The 22497-nt window shown below is 52.9% G+C and carries 17 protein-coding genes; 3 read left to right on the top strand and 14 right to left on the bottom strand.

The features are described 5' to 3' along the window. Positions 1-247 precede the first annotated feature (247 nt). Positions 248-553 (top strand): hypothetical protein, encoded by a 306-nt coding sequence (locus FHS18_RS26820; protein WP_183603459.1) that lies wholly within the window; start codon positions 248-250, stop codon positions 551-553. A 99-nt stretch (positions 554-652) separates the two neighbouring features. On the opposite strand, the gene FHS18_RS26815 is transcribed toward FHS18_RS26820, so the two are convergent. The 4 genes from FHS18_RS26815 to FHS18_RS26800 form a co-directional block, all read right to left on the bottom strand. Beyond that, entirely contained in the window at positions 653-1297 is a 645-nt protein-coding gene (locus tag FHS18_RS26815) for a hypothetical protein (protein WP_183603458.1), read from the bottom strand. Positions 1298-1311: 14 nt separating this feature from the next. Next, entirely contained in the window at positions 1312-1707 is a 396-nt protein-coding gene (locus FHS18_RS26810) for a helix-turn-helix transcriptional regulator (RefSeq protein ID WP_183603457.1), read from the bottom strand. 740 nt (positions 1708-2447) lie between these two features. Further along, positions 2448-3875, bottom strand: a complete 1428-nt coding sequence (locus FHS18_RS26805; protein ID WP_183603456.1) for a HAMP domain-containing sensor histidine kinase — start codon at positions 3873-3875, stop codon at positions 2448-2450. Beyond that, positions 3872-4570, bottom strand: a complete 699-nt coding sequence (locus tag FHS18_RS26800; protein ID WP_183603455.1) for a response regulator transcription factor — start codon at positions 4568-4570, stop codon at positions 3872-3874. The genes FHS18_RS26805 and FHS18_RS26800 overlap by 4 nt, the downstream gene beginning before the upstream one ends. 132 nt (positions 4571-4702) lie before the next feature. Here FHS18_RS26800 and FHS18_RS26795 point away from each other — a divergent pair, with 132 nt between their 5' ends. Continuing rightward, entirely contained in the window at positions 4703-6616 is a 1914-nt protein-coding gene (locus FHS18_RS26795; RefSeq protein ID WP_183603454.1) for a subtype A tannase, read from the top strand. A 20-nt stretch (positions 6617-6636) separates the two neighbouring features. Here FHS18_RS26795 and FHS18_RS26790 read toward each other — a convergent pair whose 3' ends face one another. From FHS18_RS26790 to FHS18_RS26750, 9 genes are all read right to left on the bottom strand, one after another. Then, entirely contained in the window at positions 6637-8157 is a 1521-nt protein-coding gene (locus tag FHS18_RS26790; RefSeq protein WP_183603453.1) for an alpha/beta hydrolase family protein, read from the bottom strand. Positions 8158-8313: 156 nt separating this feature from the next. Beyond that, the gene (locus tag FHS18_RS26785) at positions 8314-10623 is read right to left on the bottom strand and encodes a helix-turn-helix domain-containing protein (RefSeq protein WP_183603452.1); all 2310 of its coding nucleotides are present in this window, start codon (positions 10621-10623) and stop codon (positions 8314-8316) included. Positions 10624-10699: 76 nt separating this feature from the next. Next, positions 10700-12295, bottom strand: a complete 1596-nt coding sequence (locus FHS18_RS26780; RefSeq protein ID WP_246427929.1) for a type 2 periplasmic-binding domain-containing protein — start codon at positions 12293-12295, stop codon at positions 10700-10702. Between the two features lie 32 nt (positions 12296-12327). Continuing rightward, positions 12328-13206: a carbohydrate ABC transporter permease gene (locus FHS18_RS26775; protein WP_183603451.1), complete on the bottom strand. Its 879-nt coding sequence runs from the start codon at positions 13204-13206 to the stop codon at positions 12328-12330. Positions 13207-13221: 15 nt separating this feature from the next. Next, entirely contained in the window at positions 13222-14175 is a 954-nt protein-coding gene (locus FHS18_RS26770) for an ABC transporter permease (protein ID WP_183603503.1), read from the bottom strand. 143 nt (positions 14176-14318) lie between these two features. Continuing rightward, positions 14319-16622, bottom strand: a complete 2304-nt coding sequence (locus FHS18_RS26765; protein WP_183603450.1) for a glycoside hydrolase family 95 protein — start codon at positions 16620-16622, stop codon at positions 14319-14321. A gap of 352 nt (positions 16623-16974) precedes the next feature. Continuing rightward, positions 16975-18102: a glycoside hydrolase family 88/105 protein gene (locus FHS18_RS26760; protein WP_183603449.1), complete on the bottom strand. Its 1128-nt coding sequence runs from the start codon at positions 18100-18102 to the stop codon at positions 16975-16977. Beyond that, complete coding sequence (locus FHS18_RS26755; RefSeq protein ID WP_343060691.1) at positions 18102-19136, bottom strand: alpha/beta hydrolase family protein; 1035 nt, start codon at positions 19134-19136, stop codon at positions 18102-18104. The genes FHS18_RS26760 and FHS18_RS26755 overlap by 1 nt, the downstream gene beginning before the upstream one ends. Positions 19137-19165: 29 nt before the next feature. After that, positions 19166-20056, bottom strand: a complete 891-nt coding sequence (locus FHS18_RS26750) for a pectinesterase family protein (RefSeq protein WP_221401472.1) — start codon at positions 20054-20056, stop codon at positions 19166-19168. 87 nt (positions 20057-20143) lie between these two features. Here FHS18_RS26750 and FHS18_RS26745 point away from each other — a divergent pair, with 87 nt between their 5' ends. After that, positions 20144-21028, top strand: a complete 885-nt coding sequence (locus tag FHS18_RS26745) for a helix-turn-helix transcriptional regulator (RefSeq protein ID WP_183603448.1) — start codon at positions 20144-20146, stop codon at positions 21026-21028. Between the two features lie 27 nt (positions 21029-21055). On the opposite strand, the gene FHS18_RS26740 is transcribed toward FHS18_RS26745, so the two are convergent. Further along, the gene (locus FHS18_RS26740; protein ID WP_183603447.1) at positions 21056-22495 is read right to left on the bottom strand and encodes a glycoside hydrolase family 28 protein; all 1440 of its coding nucleotides are present in this window, start codon (positions 22493-22495) and stop codon (positions 21056-21058) included. Positions 22496-22497: the final 2 nt, after the last annotated feature.

Here is a 22497-nt window from a genome sequence, read left to right as displayed (position 1 = left end):
CCTTATAGATTCCTATATTTTGAAAAAAAATTGCCGGACAATAACACAAGATATAGAACAATCATTAAACTTTACAACTGTATATTGTGCTTGTCAATGGAATTCCCACAAACAAGATGCTAGTTTTGTCGAGGGGCCGTTAAGTGTGATTGACATCACACCTTATTGAAGAACCCGCGTATATAATAAAGCCATGGAGGAACGGCCTCCACGCAGTTCATGTTACTTGCGAATAAGGAGAATCGTTATGCGAGAGTGTTTATTTCACTTTAAACTCATTAAAGGCGGAGTCGCGAAGGAATACCGTACGATCGTAATGGTTCCAGACAACAGGCACCCTGAGATCTCGGATTTTATTGAGGCATTTGAAGAATCCGGCTATAAGGTCGAACTGGAAAACGAGCGTGAATTGATCTTCCGCTCGGTGGAAGGCGGAAATCCTTATAAGCTTGACATTACAAAAATAGAGCTCAAAGGCGAAAAACAAGATACGCCATACCATGACGGTGAGCTGCATGCATTGATTAACACCTTAATCCAGCGGAATTGGTGACTGACCGCGGATTGCTGACGTGTTGTCATCTTGGCCATGCGCACATGATTAAAAAAGCCGCATCTGAGCGGCTTTTTAGCATTTAATCACTTGTATCCGTCAGCTGGTCTCAAACTTCGTTCGCACGTCTTCTGGCAGCTTACGCTTCATGTGCTCGGGGAGATGATCGTAGCAATACGTCATCTTGTGCCGATTCAAGTTATGGATATGTCCAAGGATATCCCACTCCGCATACGTGAGATGAGCCCCGCATTTGATGCAATAGCGTTCCAGCTTTGCATTCGGTTGACTACTGCTTGCCGCGCTCGACTCTGGCGGAGGAGCATCTAGTAAATGTCGGAGTGCCGGGTTGCTCCCCCAATCCTTCTCCGCTTGATAATGAGGTGCAAGATCGCGCCAGCCCATCTCCCACGTGTCGAGCGCTTCGCGAATCGCTTCATTGGTCGCCTGGTCGACCTTGTTGGTCACATGCTTACCGTCTACGATCTCGGCAAAGCCAATGCCGTCTCGGAAGTAAGCGCCGATGGTTACGCGGGCGACTACCTTTACATAACCGTGAGGGATATTGATTTCTACCTCTCGTATTTCCAGATTCCAACGGCTGCCGGTCGCTTGCTCTACACGATCGGTATAGGCTTGATTCGGGATGTAGGCCCTGCCGTTATCTTCCCGCTTCTTGACCGTTCCTTGGGGGAAGCGGGCCTTAATCTTCTCCATAACCTCCTTATAATTCAGCTCCTCCATACATCTCTCCCTCCCTATTTCAGATTGACCTTGTTGAATTTTGCAATGTAACTATCGAAGAGACCATATACGCGCTGAGCAAGCTTCACCCGATCTGGAAGATCCTTTAAGAGCATCTTGAAGTACTCTACGCCGGAATCCGTAATCTCGTAAAAGCGATTATAGCGATTGTCCGTTTCCCATTCCCGTTGTACATGACCGCTTTCCGCAAGCGCTCGAAGACGTTGACTGAAATAAGCATCGTTCACACCAACACCATCTAATGTCTTGGTGATGTATTGTTCCATCTCACTGTGATACCGTCTTCCATCCATCAGGTAGGAAAGCACGATAAAATCGATAACCTGTTGCACCTTAACGACATGGCCAAGTGTTTCGTTTTTCTCAATGGGATTTTCATTACGAGGCATTCCAATCAGCTCCGTTCTTCTGGTCATTGTAAGCAGATGACGCCAAACAAGCTCATTAGCAGGAAGTTACGATCGCGATTGCACTCCCCTTTCGATAGGGAGGGGGAACCAAACATACATTCCCATGTCCAGATTATACCACAACAACCAGTTCTATCAATATACTTGTTTCCACCTTTAATCGTTATCCTCTTTTCACCATTCTTCGCTTCTTATGTATTAATCCCATTGATACCATGTTTTCTACGTCATCTGTATTTAGATCCGAATCTAGAAATTTATCATCGTCTCTTCTACGATATCCGTGTTTATTTTTTGGTGTTTTCTTTATTTAGTCGAAAATTTGCTCTTCTACTGTTTTATCCGGACCAAATTACACGATCGACCACCGGGGGGGCCGCCACGCGCTGCGCGAAAACCGTATATCAATGGGGGGAAATCAAAAGAAGTTAAGTAAGCAGGAAGGTGAAAATCATAGAGAAGGAATGAGAGAAAGAAGGATATATCGAGAAGTAGCAAAGTACATATAAGGTAGAAGAAATCGTATGCATAACTAGAGATGCTAGGCCGGACGAAAATTACGAGTGATAGAACGCACAAGTCGAAGATAGGCAGTGAAGCGCGCCGCGGCCGGGTATAATGGCCTTTGTAAGAGTGGAAACAAGTATATTGTATGAAAGTAGATGCATGATCAAATGCTGCGTCCAAATAAAAAGACCCGCTTCATTAGCGGATCCGGTTTAATGACGATGCAACGTAAAGAGGAAGCAGGTCCCCTGTTCGCTCGATTGTACATCGATCGTTTCGTTTAGTAGCGTAAGAATTTCCTTGGCCAGAGATAATCCGAGGCCTGTACCTTGCCCCGCGTGAGATTTGTCCGACTTATAGAACCGGTCGAAGACGAAAGGCAGTTCCTCTTCGCGAATGCCTTGCCCGGTATCGCATACCGAGACGGTAATAACCTCTTGATTCCAACTCGCGTCTAACGTGACTGTACCTTCGGACGCCGTATATTTCAGCGCATTATCAAGCAGAATCGTGAGTACTTGTTCAATGCGGTCCGCGTGGCCATAGCAATCAGGCATGTTCCATGCCTCATCCGTTATACACAGCTTTATATCCAGGTCCTCCGCAAGTATCGAGAACCGGCTATGTATACTTTCGATAATCGGTCTAGCACTTGTTGCGGACTTCTCAATAGCGGCCGAGCCTGACTGAAGGCGGGACAGCTCGAGCATATCGTCAATCAGACGCTGCAAACGGCGTGATTCTAGCTGAATGGAATGATAATAGCGCTCCTTCTCTTGTTCATCGTGAAGCATCCGGTCGCCTAAAGTCTCGCTCATCGCCCGAATGGAAGCGAGCGGCGTTCGCAGCTCATGCGTTACGTTCGCCACATAGTCTCGTCTTGCCTGCTCCAGCTTAACGGCCGCATTGCGATTCTGCTCAAGCCGTGAAGCCAAAATGTTGAATGAAGAAGCAAGCTCCCCTAGCTCTCCGTATCCGTTATCCGGAACCCGCTCGTCATAATTCCCTTTGGCCATAGCCTCAGAGGAGGCTGTCATTAATTTGATCGGCAGAATCATTGGCTTAATGACCCGGTACAAAATGTACAAGGTCAAGACGAGGACAAGCAACGCAGCCAGCATGAAAGTGACCATAAAGCCCCACATCGCACTGGTCAGCTCCGACACCGGCTTGATGAGGAAAAGTCCGCCGATCAGCTTTCCGTCCTGCCATATCGGCTGCCCGACAAGAATCGATTGATCGTCCATCCCGTTCAACTTCGTAATCGTCGCCACTTGCCCTCCGCCAATAATTTCGCTGACATAGGGCTCAACAGCTGTGCGGATATCATTCTCGATTCGCGGCAAACCGGCCGGCAAATCGTTTTCCGACGGAGTCGATCTGCCGAATACCTCTATCTCGCGGGCATTCAAGTCATATGCCTTGATGATGAAGCCTTCCTTCAGCAGATGCGTGGAGGCCTGACCCGTGGCCCCGATCGTCTCCGCAATCGATTCCATTTGTGGCTGCAGCTCGCTCAGTTTGTTATGGAGAAAGTAAGATTGAAGCGCATATTTTCCGACCCCTGTGCAGATGATGAACGCCAAGATCAGTACAAGCGATATATGTAGAAAAAGCTTTCGCAGAAGCGATCGTTTCATTCGTGCACCTCGAATTTATAGCCAACGCCATAGATCGATTTGAGACTCCAGCCGATGGGATCAACGGGCAGCTTGCTCCTTAGCCGCTTGATATGGGTATCAACGGCACGCGTGTCGCCGAGATAATCGAAGCCCCATACGGAAGACAGAATCTGTTCCCGACTCAGCACTTTTCCGGCGTTGGTTGCGAGCAGGTACAGAATCTCGATCTCCTTTGGCGTTGCCGTCACCAACTGCCTATCCACGTATAACTCATACCCATCACGATTAATACGCAATTGACCTCTCTCATAGACGGCTTGGGGAGACGTTGCCGCCTCCTTCGGAGCAACTCTGCGCAGAATCGTCTTGATCCGAACGACGACCTCCCGCGGAGAAAAAGGCTTAACGATATAATCATCCGCTCCGATCACAAGACCGTCGATCCGATCATGCTCTTCCCCCTTGGCCGTCAGCAGAATAATCGGCACCTGGCTTTCCTTCCTGATCTCTTTGCATACCTCTGTTCCGAATAACTCCGGCATCATGATGTCCAATACAATGAGGTCTGGTTTTTCCTCGCGGGCGAGCGTCAGCGCCTCTTTGCCGGAGTATGCCGAAGTATACGACATGCCGTCCGCCTTCAAGTAGGTGCCGATCGTGTCATGTACGGCCTGGTTATCGTCGCAGATCAGAATATGAATCCGTTTGGACATCGTAATCCTTCCTTCGCACAACTTGATTTTCCCCCTATCGTACCATAATCAACCATTCTTTATTCCGCCCTATTTGCGCCACATTGTTCTGCTACAATCCTATCTATCCCGCACAACAAAGGAGAAAAACCCATGAGCATGAGACAAAAAGCGATCCCTTGTTTGATTGCAGTCACCTTAACCGCAGGGCTTACAGCCTGCGATTCTAATTCCTCGAATTCCGGTTCGACTTCGAATACTGCAGTAACAACAGCCGTAAGCAAGGACAATTCGAAAGCGGATCTGATCGGCGAATATACGCAAGATAATTCAAGTTTGACGTTTAACGATAAGGCTTGGAAATACGATGCCGAGAACGACGTGTACTGGCAGATCGGCATTTCCTATGGTTCCGCGACGGAGACGAAGGATTATGAAACAATGGCGATTTATGTTCCCGGCGCTTATATGAATGCCACGGCGAACGGTGACGGAACGTATACATGCTCGATTAACGAGAGCGCGACAATCAATGGTTATACGGCGAATACGGCGCCTATCGTGTTCCCCGTGAATACAGCCGGATATTCGGCTCAGAAGGCTGCTACCGAATATAGCTACAATGGACTTTCCAGCTATATGGATGCCGGATTCATCTACGTGTATTCCGGGATGCGCGGCCGTAACAACGGCTATGACGACAGCGGAAATCTGACTTACAGCGGCGGCGCGCCTTGGGGCGTGACCGATTTGAAAGCGGCAGTCCGTTATCTTCGGTTTAATGAAGCTTCTCTGCCTGGCAATACGGACTCCATCTTCGTATTCGGACATAGCGGCGGCGGCGCCCAGAGCAGCGTAATGGGAGCCAGCGGAGACAGCAGCCTTTATTATGATTATCTGAAATCAATCGGCGCGGCCATGTACGATGCGAACGGCAATTATATCAGCGATGCCATTAACGGCGTTATGGCGTGGTGCCCGATCACGAGCCTTGACTATGCGGATGAAGCTTACGAATGGAATATGGGACAATATGTGACTGCGGGAACGCGAGCAGACAGCACGTGGACTTCTGCGTTATCGGATGATTTGGCTGGAGCATTCGCTTCTTATTTGAACGAACTTGGACTTAAGGATGAGAATGGCAATGTTCTTACTTTGGAACAAACGACAGATGGCATTTATTCGGCCGGAAGCTATTATGATTACCTTCTCTCTGTCATTGAGAGTTCGCTTAACAACTTCTTAAGCGATACGGCCTTCCCTTACACCAAGTCTTCCGGAGGCTTCATGGGAGATGGCGGATTCGCGGGCGGCGGTGCTCCAGGCGGCGAAATGCCTGAAGGCGGTATGCCAGAAGGCGGTATGCCAGAAGGAGACATGCCGGAAGGCGGTTTCCCTGAGGGCGGCGGTCAAGCTGAATCCGGGGAATCTACCACATACAATACGGCGACGGATTATATTCATTCTCTAAATTCGGATACGGAATGGGTAACTTACGATGCTGCAACCCATACAGCCAAGATCACCAGCATTGCCGCATTCGCACAGCATCTGAAGAATGCTTCCAAGAACGTAGCCGCATTCGATGATTTGGAACGTGGCCAAGCAGAGAACATGGTGTTCGGTAACGACGAGAGTGACGCTCTCCACTTTGACGCTGTATTGGCCGAACTTCTCGAGGCTAATCAAGAGAAATACGCGGCCTTCTCTGACTGGAACTCTTCTCTCGTGACAGCTTACTCCAAAGACCTCGAAGCGATCGACAAGCTGGGGAACAGCTCTGAGTACCGCCAGAATATGTACAATCCGATGTACTTCCTTGACGATTATTACGAAGGCTATCAAAGCTCCACGGTAGCCACTCACTGGCGTATTCGCACGGGAATCGAACAAGGAGATACTGCGCTTACGGTTGAGACGAATCTGGCACTCGCCTTGAAGAGCGATAGCGACGTGAAGGACGTCGACTTCGAAACCGTATGGGGACAAGGCCATACGACGGCTGAACGCACCGGTAACAATACGGATAACTTTATTGAGTGGGTTAATGAATCTGTAAAATAAGAAGACAAAAGACGCCTTTTTTACGGCGTCTTTTTGTTTTGCTGTTTTTGAAAAGCGAATTTAACCTCCGGAAATCGATTATCCGGCCCTTTCATTAAGATTCCGTCTTGATTTTTCAGATACATATCGAAGAAATCCAGCATATAGGCATTGATCACGGAGTTCGCTCTCTCAGGCGCAATCTTTCCCGTAATGCCCAGCATGTTGAAAATCGGAGAAATGAACTGTACGTCGGCAAAATTGAAATGTTCCGTATCATCGATATAGAGGACTTCTCCCCCTACGTCGACCGTTTCACGCATCCGTTTAAGCTCCAACTTTTTATCTTCGGTTACTTGATCCTCCCACTCTCTTGTTGAGCCCATACGGTTAAGCTCTGCATCCGTGTAGACCCGGTTATCCGATACCCTTTTCAAGTTATCGAAGTAGCTTTCCGAGTTGATGAACAAAAACGGTTTTCGCAGATTATCTCTGTCACGCAGACGATACAGTCCTCCATCCAAGTCGATGCCAGCCGCGATTCGAGAATCGTAAGAAGCGTCATAGGCCGTCGCCCCGCCGATGGAATGACCGAACACCCCGACATGATTGAGATCAATCTTCCCCTTGAGACGACTTGGAAGCTGCCCCGATTGGATAAGCTCGAATTGGTCCAGCGTAAACGCCACATCGTCGGTTAGAACTTTTCCCAACTTGTCACGATTTCCTCTACTTGTCCGGTAATCTTGGTCGGGTGAGAATAAGTCGTTGGTTGTGCTGGTCGTGATTCGTCCGTCCGGAAACTCGGTTGCAAATGTATTGTAGGTGTGGTCGATCACCGCCACGATATAGCCATGACTCGCGAGATTCTCGGCTTGCGACGTGTGGAGGAACCTGGAAGAGCCATTGCCGGGATTCGCAAGGATCAGTGGATAAGTTGTCTGTTCCGAAGAGACTTCGGCCCCCGTATATGCATGACTGGATACGTACTTCATGTGTTGAAAAGTAAACCCGGGAAGGCCATAATCCGCGGCCATGTATTGCAAAATTGGGGTATCGGGAACAAAGGGAGCGTATCTGCCGGTGCCAGCTTGAGCCGGATACCATACCTGAACCATTAATTCTCTCTTGCCATCATTGGCTTCGTTGAAAATCTCTTCCCTATCGGTATCCACCAAATGAAACGTTTGCGTTCCTACCTTAAATTCGCCTGTCGGTTCAGGTAGTTGGAATACCGGGAAAGCATACATGAGACTCGCTGTGAACACCAGCATAATTGCTATGGCGGAATAAGCTGTACCCATTATGAATCGAGGGACTTTTTTAGGGCCGTTTTTTGTGAAATAGCTATAACCTGATAGGGCTAAAAAAACGATCGTTATGCAGTAGAGGAAAATTAGTTGAAGTCTGTATCCTTCCGTAGTCCAATGCATGAGCAGTAAAAGCGTGGCGATCCCGCTTCCGACGAATACTGGAATTCTACGCCGTCCTTTTTTTAATAGGACCATTAATGCAAGCAAACTGATGTTGGACAATAAAAACAACAGTTCAAACAGCCTCATCTCGATTCTCCTTTCACTACTTAGTCTAAAGACGATTTTGAAAACCAAAAAGTTCCAGTTTTTGTTGTTCGTTTAATACCGGCGGCGCAGAAAAAACATAAAAAACCAGCCGCACTAATTTTAAGCGCGCTGGTTTTTCGGTATTAGAACAAACATTTACAGTTGCATGATATCCCCCTCGTTCGAAAGCGATGAATCGCTCTCCAGTCGAATGGAACGGTATTCCCCTGGCGTGACGCCGGTTAGCTGCTTGAACCGGCGTATGAAGCTGGACACATTGTTGTATCCGACTTCCTCGGCAACGGCTTTCAATTGCAGCGAGGTCGAGGTCAACAGCACTTTGGCTTTTTCCATCCGAAGGCTGGTCGTATATTCCAATAGCGTCTGTCCTGTCCGGTCTTTGAAAAATTGACCCAGGTTGGGAAGCGCAACGCCGAAGTGCTCCGCCATCCCCTGCAGGGTGAATTCGCAGCGATCGGCATGCGCTTGAATATAGTCCATGATGGATTCGATCGAGCGCGCGTCTAGCGCAGCTTCCTTCGTACCTAGAACCTGCTGGTTCTCGAAGGCGCTGCACAGGTCGGAGCTAATCGTATGAATGAGGTTCTCGAACTCGTCGATCGTCTCCAACCGCTCCAAAGCGAAGATGTTCGGGTAACGCTCCGGACCGTGTTCCTCCTGAAGTCCCAGCTCTCTCCACACGCCATTAATCAATCGGATCATCTCGAAGCACAAGCCTCTGGCCACAATAAGAGGAGGCTGAATCTCCTTGATAAAGGTGACGATCAATGCTAGATGGCCTTGAATTTTATTCGTATCGCCTTCTCGAATGGCGCTTTGCAGACCTGCCATCTCGGAATGAGGATATTCCACCTGCGGACAAGAATGGAGCGGAATCCGCTCGTAATCGATCACCCTGTTCACGCCTTGAACGAAACGATAGCCGATTGCGGTCTGCGCCTCCAAGTAAGACTTCGGAATATCCGATATAACCACCTCGGATCCGACGCCAACCGTTACCGGTGCTTGCAATGTTTGGCTTAACGTATCGCGGAAAGCCTGCAGGCATACTTCCGTCTCGGAATCTCCCCCCTCCACTCTTGCCATCATGACCACGTACTTGCCGGGCTCCATATGTTCGATCCCGAACACCGAACAGGTATCCGGGAATAACCGGCACATCGCTTCAATGCTTGGCGCACGCTTCGTATCGGAATGAGCGGGAAGCTGGACGATCATTATTCGCACCTTATGATTCGCAAGCGCGATCGGGAATCCGATCTCTTGACCGTATTCGAGCATATCCTCCGTCTCTTCGTACTCTCCCTTCAGCAAGGAAAGAAACAGATGGCTTCTAGCGGCAAGCGCTCTGTTCTTCACCCTTTCATCCAGTTCTTTATTATGATGAGCCAGATGGTTGAGCGCATCGCGTACGGTATCCAGTTCGTTGCGATTCCTCGCCCGATTGGCCAAGACCTGAATACTATCCCGCCGCAGCTGATAGATCGGCTTATAGTTCATGCGCATCCCGATGTAGATCGCCGCGCCTCCCAGCAGCGCTAGAGCGATCACGCCATAAATATACCATTCTTGCGCTTGCGAGACCCTCGCCATCACCTCATTGACGGGGAGCAGCGTTACGTATTTCCAGCCGGACTGTTCGGATTGCATCGAGAACATATAGTACTGGCTGCCGTCCATCATGACTTGCTGATAATCTTCCAAAGGCGACTGGGTTATCAGGCGTGCGACGGATTCCTCCGACGGGCCGTTCGCGGACGTCATTCCGGTTACGAGCTGATTGGTCTGGTCGAACATCCATGCGGATCCTGCCGCGGTATGATAAGCGGACATCAAGCGATGGACGGCTTCTTCCTCGATCAGATATACGAGCGTCCCTTCTGACTGATTCTTGGTCGGGAACAGCGGGACGAACATCCGTACATAGTTGTCCCCGGAGATTTCGTCCTTTTTCGTAGGCAGAACGGCAGGAGACTGAAGATCTTGCAGATGGGCGACGAGCTGGGTTTCCGACAGGTCGTCGAATGTATAGATTTGCTTCGCCAGAACGGGAATGCTGTAGATGCCGTTGCTGGTAAAGACAGCATTTTCATCTTTATAGTACAGCCATATCTCGTGGATAAACGGGCTCAATCGTTGAAAGCGTTTGAGTTCGCGGGTAATCCCCCACGCTTTATAGCCCCAATGATCCGATATCCGATATTGCGTCAGACTATTATCTTCCGTCAAGAGTTGATGGGTCATGTCATCGATCCACTTTAACTGGTCATCCATCAGGTAGCGCACTTTGTCGAGGCTGTTCAGATTGCCGGAGATCACTTCATCCTGCAGTTTATTGACGAACACATTGTTGACGACGAGCGTTAATACGGTGATCGGGATGAGCAATATGACCAGATACGAGGCTAAATACTTAATGAAGAACCGGTATTCATTGGCCCGCATGTTCTCCCCCCTTGGCAACCTGAAAATAGGTGCAGGCTGGCAACGAATTAATCGTTGTCCAACCTGCTTTAATGGTCTATCTGCTTTGATAACGGTCATACGCGGCTTGGTGAATCGCGATCGCCCTTTCGATATTCATCTTCTTCAACGTTCCCAGATAGGCGTCGAATTTGTCCAGAGGTTCATTGCCCATAATGAATTTCAAGACCATTTCCTTCATATAGGTATCCGCTTCGCTCATGATGTTGCTGATTTCTTGACTCTCCTCTCCTTTGAACAGGAGCGGCGGAAGCAGCAGGCTCTTGTCCGCATTGAACCAACGCTCATTGGCTTCGCCTGCTTCGGGGTACTGTAATTCGAAGGCAGCCCAGGCATCGTAGCTCATCACCTTCACCATGCCGGAAGTCGGATAGGCATACCGCGAGACCGCTACTCTGGACTCGTAGGTTGGATCGTTCATGACGGCATCGGAAAATTTCTTCTTGCCGTTCTCCACGACGTAGCTCTTCCCTTCGATCCCCCAATTCTGAAGATCGCTTCCTTCCGGGCCGATCATGAAGTCGAGCAGCTTGATGACCGTCTCCAAATCCTTCGCTTGCGAGCTGACGACGGCTCCTTCAAGCGGAACATACTGGGCGAGCTGTCCCGCCGAGCTGTAGTCTTTGCCAGCCGGTCCGATTGGCGGAGCGGTGCCGACCAGCTTGAATGCCGGCAAGGTGCCTTGCAGCTGATTCTTGTACGTATTGATTCCGGTAATCGTTCCTCCATACGCGCCGACGACGTTGTTGGAGAATTTGGCTTCGAACCCTTTCTTGTCCGTGGCCGCGAATTCGCTGTCGATGAGCCCTTCTTCGTACCATTTGCGCATCGTCGCAAGGTAATCTTTGAAGGCGGGATCATACGGGCCGTAGGTCACTTTCCCTGTCTGCGGATGAATCTGGAACGTGGTAAGCAGGCCGTAAGCCGTGCTGAATGCGCTTACACTTCCCATCCCATTTTGATCGCCAAGCGGGATCTCGTCCTCTTTATCGCCGTTTCCGTTCATATCATTATCCTTAAACGCTTTCAAAGCCGCGTACCATTCATCGATCGTCGATGGCATCGGCAGTCCGACCTGATCCAGCCAATCCTGACGGATCATTAATCCGCTCCAGGCGTTGCGCCGAAGATCCAGATTCACCTGCGGGAATTTGGCGATGGTGCCGTCATCCAGCATCACCTGTTTCTTGATCTCCGGATGTTCATCGAGCAGCTTCTTATAATTCGGAGCGTATTGATCAATGAGCTCATTCAGCCGAATGGCAACGCCATCCTCCACCAGTTTGGCCACGCCGCCCGGATAACCGCCAGGAACGTAGATGATGTCGGGGTAGGTGCCGGAAGCCAGCATAATATTGAACTGCGAGAGATTGCTCGTATCATTATCTTGAAAATCAATGGTCGTTTGCGTTCGTTTCTGAATTTCCTTGTAGGCTTCGACATCTCCGTACCCGGAAAGCTCCGGAATCTTGCTGCTGAATTTGCCGTTCCAGAGGAAGCTTACGGTCTTCTGTCCGCCATTGCTCTCGCTTGCTTCGTTGGACGCCGGATCGGACGAGTTGCTGCATCCGGCGATCAGAGACGCGGCCATAAGGACAGCTACGGATATTTTACCATATTCTTGAATTCGCATGGCATATTCCCCCTATCAAAATGATCTTTCCGTTACCCTTTAAGCGCCCCGACCATGACGCCTTTCGCAAAATACTTTTGAATAAACGGATATAAAATCAAAATCGGAACGGTAGCCACGATGATCGTGGCATACTTGACGACTTCGCCAAGGAACGGATCCCCCGTGCTCGTGGACAGGTTCGTCGTATCCGTCGTGCTGTTCTCGATGAGAATCTCGCGCAGCACGAGCTGCAGCGGGAAGAGCTCCCGGTCTCGCAAATAAATGAGCGCGCCGGTCCATGCATTCCAGTGCCCTACCCCATAGAACAGCACCATGACGGCAAGTAGCGGGACCGACAGGGGAAGAATAATCTGGGCGAACACCCTCAGATCGGAAGCGCCGTCGATCTTGGCGGCCTCCTCCAGCTCGTACGGGATGGATTGGAAAGAGGTCCGCATGATGATGAGGTTCCAGGTTGCGATTAACCCGGGTACGATGAGCGCCCATCGCGTATCCAGCATGCCGAGGTTCTTGATCAGGATATAGCCGGGAATAAGACCTCCGCTGAAGAACATCGTGACGACAACCATCATCATCATATATTTTTTCCAGTACAAATCCCTTCGGGACAAGACGAACGCGAACAATGCGGTGAACAGTACATTCAGCAGCGTCCCGACCACGACATAGAAGATCGTGTTCTTATAACCGCTGATGATCATCGGATTCTTGAGCACCAGCTTATACGCATCGATAAAGAAGCCCTGCGGACGCCACAGTATCCCGCTATGCTTGACCAGCTCGGACGGAACGCTTAGCGACGCGAACACAACGTAGAGGAAGGGATACAGCGTAACGAGCATCAACCCGCACAGGAATACGATGTTGCATAAGTCGAATATTTTATCGCCTATACTGCGTCTGATCATGTTCTCCCTCCTGACTTACCATAGACTCGTTTCGTTGACCTTCCTGCTTATTCGGTTCGCCAGAATCAGAAGCATGAAGTTCACGACCGAGTTGAACAGACTGACGGCCGTGCTGTAGCTGTAATCCGCTTCCAACAATCCCCGGCGATAGACAAAGCTCGATATGACGTCCGCCGTCTCGTAAGTTTGGGAATTATACAGCAGGATGATTTTTTCGAATCCCACGTCCATCATACCGCCAATGCGCAGAATCAACAAAATGATGATCGTCGGCATAATGCCCGGTAACGTAACGTGAAGCATCTGCTTCCAGCGGTTCGCCCCATCGATCTTCGCCGCGTCGTATAACTGCGAATCGATGGACGTTAGCGCCGCCAAATAAATGATCGAGCCCCAGCCGATCCCTTGCCAGATGCCCGAGCCGATGAAGATGGTCCGGAAGAGCGAAGGATCGAGGAGCAGGTTCTGCGCTTCGAGGCCGAACCAGCCCAAGATCAAGTTGAACAAGCCCCCCTTGCGGGAGAAATCCACGATCATTCCGCAGATGACAACGATCGAGACGAAATGAGGCAGATATGTAACCGTTTGCACGGAACGTTTGAAAAAAGCGTGTTTGACCTCGTTGAGCAACAGCGCCAAGATGATCGGAGCGGGGAAGGCAAAGAGCAGCTCATATAGATTGATGAGCAGCGTATTCCTCAGCAATCTCCAAAAGTAGAAACTTTGGAAAAACTCCGTAAAATGCTGAAAACCGACCCACGGACTGCCCATGATCCCTTTAACCGGGGAATAATCCTTAAACGCGATAATAATTCCGTACATCGGAATGTAGCTGAAGATGAAGTAATACGCGACGCCGAATAGACCGATGAAATACAAATATTTATTCTTCCGGAAATCCTTGCGCAGCATCGCCAAGTACGGAGGGAGCGAGGTTGACGCTCGCTTCCCGCCTTTGTTTTCATTCATAGACAGGTCCAATTCCGGCATGATTGATTTCACCTCCCCTTAGGCTCGTGCGTAAGCAAAACGACTATACCATCCGTGCTTCAACTGCTTCAATGCCCATTACTTATGTGCAGAATTTATGGAACGAAAATCAATTGCGAGCTTTATGCCTGAACGATCGTGTACACTTCGCCTTTGCGAGTAGGGAATTCGACGTACGGTCCATTTTGATTCACCTGGACCTGCTTTCCGTCAGATCCGGTAACCTTAACCCTATTCTCGGTGAACATACGGAAGGTCACGCCGTACTCAGACCGTATGGCTGCATGCTGAAGCTTGCGCTCCGCCCAGTTGAGATCAATGACGAATCCTCCTCTTGCGCGCAGTCCGGTTACGCTGCCCGACGTCCATATTCCCGGCACGGCCGGCAGCAGATGGACGTACCCCAGATGACTTTGCAGGAGCATCTCGACGATCCCCGCGATTGCTCCGAAGTTGCCGTCGATTTGGAAAGGCGGATGATTATCGAACAAATTCGGCAAGGTGGATTTGCGCAGCAATTCCTTCGTATGCGCATAGGCCTGTTCGCCGTCCAGCAACCGTGCCCAGAAATTAATGATCCAAGCGCGGCTCCATCCGGTATGGCCTCCTCCATTCTCCAAACGGCGATTCAACGTTATTCGGGCTCCCTCAGCCAGCTCCGGCGTCAAGCCCGGGCTGATCGTCGATCCCGGATGCAGCCCGAACAAGTGGGAGATGTGGCGATGGCCCGGATCCATCTCGTCGTAATCCGCCAACCATTCTTGCAGCTGACCGTGCCGGCCGAGCTTCATGGCGGGCAGTCGGTTCTTAACCGCCGTCCATTGCTCGCGCAGGTCCTCGTCGGCATTCAACCGTTCGCTGGCTTCGATGCAGGCTTCCAGAAGCTCCGTCACGATTTGCGTATCCATCGCTGGCCCGTAGCATAACGTACCGGCTTCGCCGTTCGGCAGCCGATACCGATTCTCGGGCGATACGGATGGGCTCGTGACCAAATAACCTTCCGGACTCTCCACGAGGAAATCGATAAAGAACAGCGCCGAATCTTTCAACGTCTCATAGGCTCGCTTCAAGTTCCGTTCATCCGGATTGAATTTGTAATGCTCCCACAGATGCAGCGTGAGCCATGCGCCGCCCATCACCCACATCGTCGCGGGCGGATAGATATCTTGTGGCGCTGTATCGGCCCATATGTCCGTATTATGATGGGCGACAAAGCCCCTGCAGCCGTACATCGACTGCGCCGTGACCCTGCCGTTCTCCCGCATGCGTTCGATCAGATCGAAGAGCGGTTCATGACACTCCGGCAGGTTACAGGATTCCGCAGGCCAATAATTCATCTGCGTATTGATATTGATCGTGTACTTGCTGTCCCACGGCGGCGTCATGGAGTCGTTCCATATCCCCTGCAAGTTAGCCGGCAAGGCACCGGGACGGCTGCATGCAATGAGCAGGTATCTGCCGAAGTGAAAATATAACGTGTATAACCCGGCATCATCGGCACCTTGCTTGACGTTCTCCAATCGTTGGGACACGGGCCATAATTCATGTTCACCGCCGTTTGGCTCAGCGAGTTCGAATCTTACGCGCCGGAACAATTGCTGGTAATCCTCGACATGTTGGTCGCGCAAAGCAGCATACGACTGCTGCGCCGCTTGATTCAGCAAGTCATAGCAACGCTGTTCCGGATTCGTTTGGCGAAAAGCGGTGGTAACGGCAAGGATGAGCGTGACGCGATCCGCTTGTTCGACCATGAGATGTTCGCCGATGACCCGAACCTTTCCCCCGGTTGGAATCGCCTTGACTGCAGCGGTATAGCTGCCGGTGTCTATGCCTCCGCACGGGTTGGTCATGACGACCGTATCCGTCCCGTAACGGTAAGAGGTATCCATATGCCTTCCTTTCTTCCGTTCGAATCTCGCCCTGAAGTTCAGCGCTCCCGGCTGGTCGGCTTCGAGCCGGATGACCATCACCTGATGCGGAAAGCTGCAGAACACTTCCCGGCGGAAGTTCACCTCTCCATAGGCATACGTCGTGACCGCAACCGCCCGGTCGAGATCCAATTCCCGGCGATAGTCGCGAAGCATACCTGCGGGATGCGTGAATTCCAGCATCAGCTCTCCAGCCGTCAAGTAATGACGCTGACTGCGCGGCGTTCCTGAACATGCAGCCTCGGCCAACTGATGCGCTTCTTTCAGCTTCCCGTCAAAGAGGAGCTTGCGGAGCAGCGGCAAATGGTCCAGCGTGTCGGGATTGTTCCGATTCCTTGGTCCGCCTGACCAGATGGAATCTTCGTTGAATTGGATTTGCTCTTGATCGACCGTTCCGTAGACCATGCCGCCAAGCGATCCGTTCCCTACCGGCAGTGCTTCATCCCAGATTTGGGCGGGCGCATCGTACCACATTATCGTTTCGGACTTCAAGGACATCCCCTCCCCTTCTGCTTTCGATTTGGGTATACAAGCGCATCCACCAATTGATAACGACATGGTTGGCAGGTTGCGACTAACCATTGCCGATGCGGTTATTTGGATGCACGACGACTATAGCACCCGATAGATAGCGCTTACAATGTACAAGAATTATGTGCAGTTTTTATGGGCACATCAAGAAAGTCGCAAGAAAATAGCAGGTTTCTGAGCCGTTGATTATCAAAAACGAGCTGATGTCATATGGACGTTAGCGCTCCCGTTCGAGCGCGGTGCCGTCGATGATCCAGAACAACGCACAGCAAAAAACCGATTACGGTCTGTGGACGATAATCGGTTCGCCTGTCTTCTCTTAATTCGTCAATCGTTCGATCTCGAGCGCGGCCAGCAGCAGCGGACCGATCCCCATATAATGGTCGGAGACGACCGGCTCGGAGATGTAATAGTCGAAGGTGCCGTTCCGATCATGACTGAGACCGGCGCCTTGGCAGATCCGGTGCAGATGGACGCCCCGCTCGTCCTCGGTCACCAACTCCCTGACGATGCCTTCCCACCCTTTTAGCATCGGTGCGCGGAAGACGCCGCTTAAGTAGCCGAGCCGTAATCCTTTGGCCATCGCGTAAACGAACATGATCGAACCCGAAGCTTCGAGGTAGTTGCCCTTCCGCGCGCCTTGATCCAACACCTGGTACCAGAGGCCGCTCGCCGGATCCTGCACGCGAACGAGCGCATGGCACATCCGTTCGAACAAGCCGATGATCGTGCCCCGTTTGGGATGCGCTACTGGGAAATGCTCCAGACAATCCACCATCGCCATCGCGTACCAACCCATCGCCCTGCTCCAGAAATTCGAAGCCTGCCCGGTCACCGAATCCGCCCAGTCCTGTTCGATCGCTTCATCCCACGCATGATAGAGCAGCCCGGTGCGTTTATCCCGGGTCTTACTTTCCACAAGGATGAGCTGGTGCGCCGTCTCGTCCATTAGCTCTGGCCGATCGAACGTCCGAGCATATTCAGCCAGGAAGGGCGACGCCATGTACAGGCCGTCGAGCCACATTTGGAACGGGTAAACCTTCTTGTGCCAGAAGCCGCCTGCCGTGGTGCGGGGCTGACTGATCAGCTGCGCGGCCAGCGTATGCGCTGCCTTGGCGTATCGCTCGTCGCCCGTGCGTTCGTACTGCATGAACAGATTCTTGCCTTGGTTAATCTGGTCGAGATTGTATTCCTCCAGCGTATAGGTCGAGATCGACCCGTCCTCCGCGATGAAGTGGTCCATATGGCGATGCATGAACGAATAATAGCGTTCGTCGTTCAATTGCTTGCCCGCCCGTCCCATTGCCATGAGCAGCATGCCCGGGACATACGCCCACCGCTCGAGCGGGTAGTCGTGATAGCCGTCTTCGCGGCACTGATCCAAGATGGTGTCGGCGATCCTCTGCGGCCAGCTCTTGACCGCAACCAGTTGATTCGCTTCCGTCATTAGGCATTCCCTCCATGACCCAATTGTTCGCGCAGCCATGCATAGGCCGCTGTTCCGTGTATCTCATGCCCGCCTTCGAAAAAATCCGCTCCGAGCGCATCCGGCGCGCCGGATGCCGAATATTCCGCCTGCAGCTCGCGATAGGCCTGAACGGCCGGTTCGTGCGGGAAGACGCGGTCGGCGTCGCCGGACTCGATGAACAATCCTCTCGGCGCGACCAATCCCAATAGTTCGGGCATCTCCGCTACAGGCAAGATACCGGGAATATAGTTATCCAGACAATGATTGCGGTCCAGGATGCTCGCTTCGAACAAGCTCGCGTAGCCGCTGACGACAACGGAGCGGATTCTCGCGTCGAGCGCCGCCGTGAAGCCCGCGACCAGCCCGCCGCCGGAGATGCCCATGATTCCGATTCGCGAAGGATCCACATCCGAACGGCGTTCCAAATAATCGATCACGCGCGACGTCTCGCGAATCCGAAGTCCCGCCAGCGTTCGCCCTGCCATCAGCAGGTGGGCCGCCAGCTTGAAGCAGGACGACTTGCCCGGCCCTTCCCGCCTGTCTTCCTCAAGTCTCCGGTCGCCGAAGCCGATCAGCTCCGGCGCCGCCACGACGAATCCTTGCAAGGCGAGCTCGACGGCGAAGTCCTTGTGCAGGCCCGGATTGTCGCCCCGCTCGCTGCCATCGGGCTCCAACCCGACAATCTCGCGGCTTCCATAGCCATGGCCGTGCAAGGCGATGACCGCAGGCGTCCGCTCGTCGGCCGGACGAGCGGGGATCAGCACGTAGATGGCCATCGCCAGTCCCTCCACTGTGCGGATCTCAATCCGCTCGCGCACGTAGCCGCTGCACGTGGTCCGCTCCAAGAGGCGCGGCGCCAGTTCCGGCGCTTCGTCCGGGAAATGGCCGAGCAATCGCCCGAATTCCGCAGTGAGGAAGGCGCGCCGTGCCGCCCGATCTTGTGACGCATGTTCATTTCTTCTACCTTCCGCCTGCCGCATCAGCGACGTTAAATAGTGTTCAAGCCTCTCCACCGCGCATCCTCCTTCTTCTCCCAGATTGGTCAGTATCCTTCCGGATGCCAGCCATCCAGAATGGGGAGAATTCGAAATTGGGCAGCTTCTTCCGCCGTCAATTGGCGAGACCAGTCCACCCGCTTGTGCGTGCCGCCGCCAATTCCGGTGCTGCCATATTCCTCGTAACGGCTCGTCGTCTCGCGTTCGGGCTGTCCCCAATTGTGCCAACCCTCCGGCGTAATGGAACCGTCGATCTTCGTCCGGATGAAGGCCACATGGGCGAACGGGCGCCACGGTCTGCCGAGGTACACGTCGCTGACGCCTTCGCCGCCCGTAATCTCGCAATCGAGGAATACATATCCGAATGCGGTTCCCTCCGGCGTTGAAGCGGCCGTGATATAACCTCTCGAGCGCTTCGAATGCAGCTGGCAGCGGTCGAATACGGCTGTTGCCGGTCCGAAGATATAATCGACATCGCCTTCGATATAACATTCGCCATAATATTGCTTGCCGTTGCCCGTATACAGCGTGTCTTGATCGCCCATAAGCCGCACGCGGCGGAACACCGCCTGATCGGCGTCGACGAATGCGGCTACCGCCTGGCCTGTTCCGGGGCCGGAATCGTTGCGCACGGTCATATTCTCAACCGTGAATCGGCTTGCGAAAATATTCAGCGTCCCTGTCCGGAACGTGCCGAGAGGTGCGCCGTCCGGTCCGAGCGTGTGGGCATTGTCCGACCAGGTGAGAACCGTCCGGTCGCGGTCCTCGCCCAGCAGCAAGATCGGTGGCGCGGAAGCAGGCACCGTCACTTTCTCTTCGTAGATGCCCGGTCGGATACGGATCGTAACGGGCTCCTGGACATCGCGAGCGACCGAATCGACCGCCTCTTGCAAGCGGCGAAAATCGGCTTCGCCTTGAGCGGATACGGTAATGAGCATAATGGGGCTCCTTTCCAAGCTGAGCAAACTTATTTATACTGATGGTACTAAAACGATTCTACGATCGAACGAAGATGGAGGCACGACATGCCCGCAGCGACCGAGCCTAATCCCAAATATCATCTCGAAGGCGGCAAGCTGAGTATCCAGCACATGAAACGCACCGGCGTAACGGCGATGCCGCGTCCTCACAGCCATGCCGCGATCGAGCTCTACTATTTGCTCGAAGGCGAGCGAGTCTACTTCGTCGACAGCGAAGTTGTAACCGTTCGCAAGGGCGAGCTGATTCTGATCGCCGAGCATGAGATCCATGCGACGGCCAGCTCCGAGATGGCCATATTCGAGCGGATCTTAATTAATTACGACAAGACGGTCCTGCCTCCTGCTCTGCAGGAAGCCGATCTGTTGCCGTCAGGCAAACGCTTCCGCGTATTCCCGCTATCGCTCCGCGAGCAGGACGAAGTGCAACGGCTGCTGGGCCGCATGCTGGAAGAATGCCACCAATCGAGGCCGTACTATGAGGCGTGCTGCTTGTCACTGCTTGCCGAACTTATCATTCTGCTCAGCCGTGCCGAGCAGGCGGACACGAGCGGTGTCGCCCGTTACTCGCTGCATGCCAAAGTGTCGGAGATCGCCGCCTACATGCGCGAGCATTACCGCGAAGCGCTGACGCTCGAAGATACGGCAAAGCATTTCTATTTAAGCAGCTCGTATCTCAGCCGAATCTTCCACCGGCTGACCGGGTTTCATTTTCGCGAATATATCATCCATATCCGCGTTCGCGAAGCCCAGCAGCTGCTGGCCCATTCCCGGCAGAAGATTCAGGATATCGCTTTCGCCGTGGGCTTCGAGCATCTGTCGCATTTCAATAAGACGTTCAAGAAGGCGACCGGCCAGACGCCTCTGCAATACCGCAAGCAAGCCAAGTCCGGTCATTCCCGCGTCAATGGCAGCCATACGCCGTTAAGTTGACAACCGGATGTGAGCTAACAGCCCCTGCTACTCCCGCCGATCTTCCGGTTCAATCATCTCCGCCAGCGTACAATGGGTAAGTTGAACTTCCGGCAAGACGGCTGTTCGCAGCTTGAGCCGCGCAAGCTTCAGCTGGTCGGCATTGCGTCCGACGACGCCGCGGACGGTCTCGGCCTCGAATCCGTCCACCGTAAGCCGGCTTAGCGGCAGTTCCGGCAGTCCGTTGATGAGCAGCGCCGTCTCCGCTCCGACGCATGACAGATCCCGCAGCGTAATATCGCGGAAGACGGGCGTTTCTTCCGATACGGCATGCTTCGCCTCCTCATAGCCTTCCGATCCTTCGACGCCGGCGTAGAACAGATGGAACGATACCGCTTCCCGCTGGATGCCGTGCATCCGAATCCGTTCCATGACGATATCTTCGACGATGCCGCCGCGTCCCCTCGCGCTCTTGAACCGCAGCCCGATGTCCGTATTCATGAATTGGCAATCCGATGCCCGTACAGCCCTTACGCCGCCCGACATCTCGCTCCCGATCACGATGCCGCCGTGACCATGATAGACGGTGCAATGACGGATCGTAACATACTCCGTCGGCAGCGCCCTTCTGCGGCCTTCTTCGTCTTTGCCCGACTTGAGGCAGATGGCGTCATCGCCGACGTCGAACGTACTGTGCTCGACGAGCGCGTGGCGGCACGAATCCAGATCGAGTCCGTCGCCATTCTGCGAATACCAAGGGTTGCGCACGTTCAGGTTCCGTACCGTTACCTGCTCGCAGCTATGCAGATGTAGGCACCAAGCCGGCGAGTTCTGGAAGGTCGGTCCCTCGAGCCTCACCCGCTTGCTGCCGCGGATGCTGAGCAGCGCGGGACGCAGGAACGTCCTTGCCGGCAAGTAGACATCGGGCTCGTTCACGCCTTGCTCCCGCAAGGAACGGACGAGCGCTTCGCCGTTCATCGCTTCCGTCGACGGCCACCACATGTCCCCCGCCTCATTCAGCACGCCGCCCGACTTAACGAGCTCGCTCCACTGATTGACCGTCAACTTGAACCGTTTGACCGGCCGCCAGCCTTGGCCGCCCCCGTCGTAGACGCCGCCTCCCGTGAACGCGATGTCCTCCAGATCTTCGCCATCGAGCGGCGCCTGGCAGCGGATGGCCGTCTCACCTTCATACTGCGATTCGGTGAGCGGGTACAATTCCGGCTCAGGTTCGAACAAAATGAGCGCGCCCTCTTCGGCATGGAGTCTCAGGCGGCTGCGGAGACGAAGCGGCCCGCTCCGCCAGATTCCCGGAGGAATGACGACCGTTCCGCCGCCTGCCTCGCTGCATGTATCGATCGCTTGCTGGAGCGCTTCCGTGCAGAGCGCGAGCGGGTCCGGCGCAGGCACGAACGCATGCAGATGGAAGGTGCGGTCCGGGATGACGGGCAGTTCCGGCGTCGGATACGTTGCTTGTTGTGCGATCATTG

The organism is Paenibacillus phyllosphaerae, assembly GCF_014192105.1.
GTDB classification, from domain to species: Bacteria; Bacillota; Bacilli; order Paenibacillales; family Paenibacillaceae; genus Paenibacillus_Z; species Paenibacillus_Z phyllosphaerae.
Note: the sequence above shows the minus strand (reverse complement) of the source record. Positions and strands in the feature narration are given on the sequence as shown.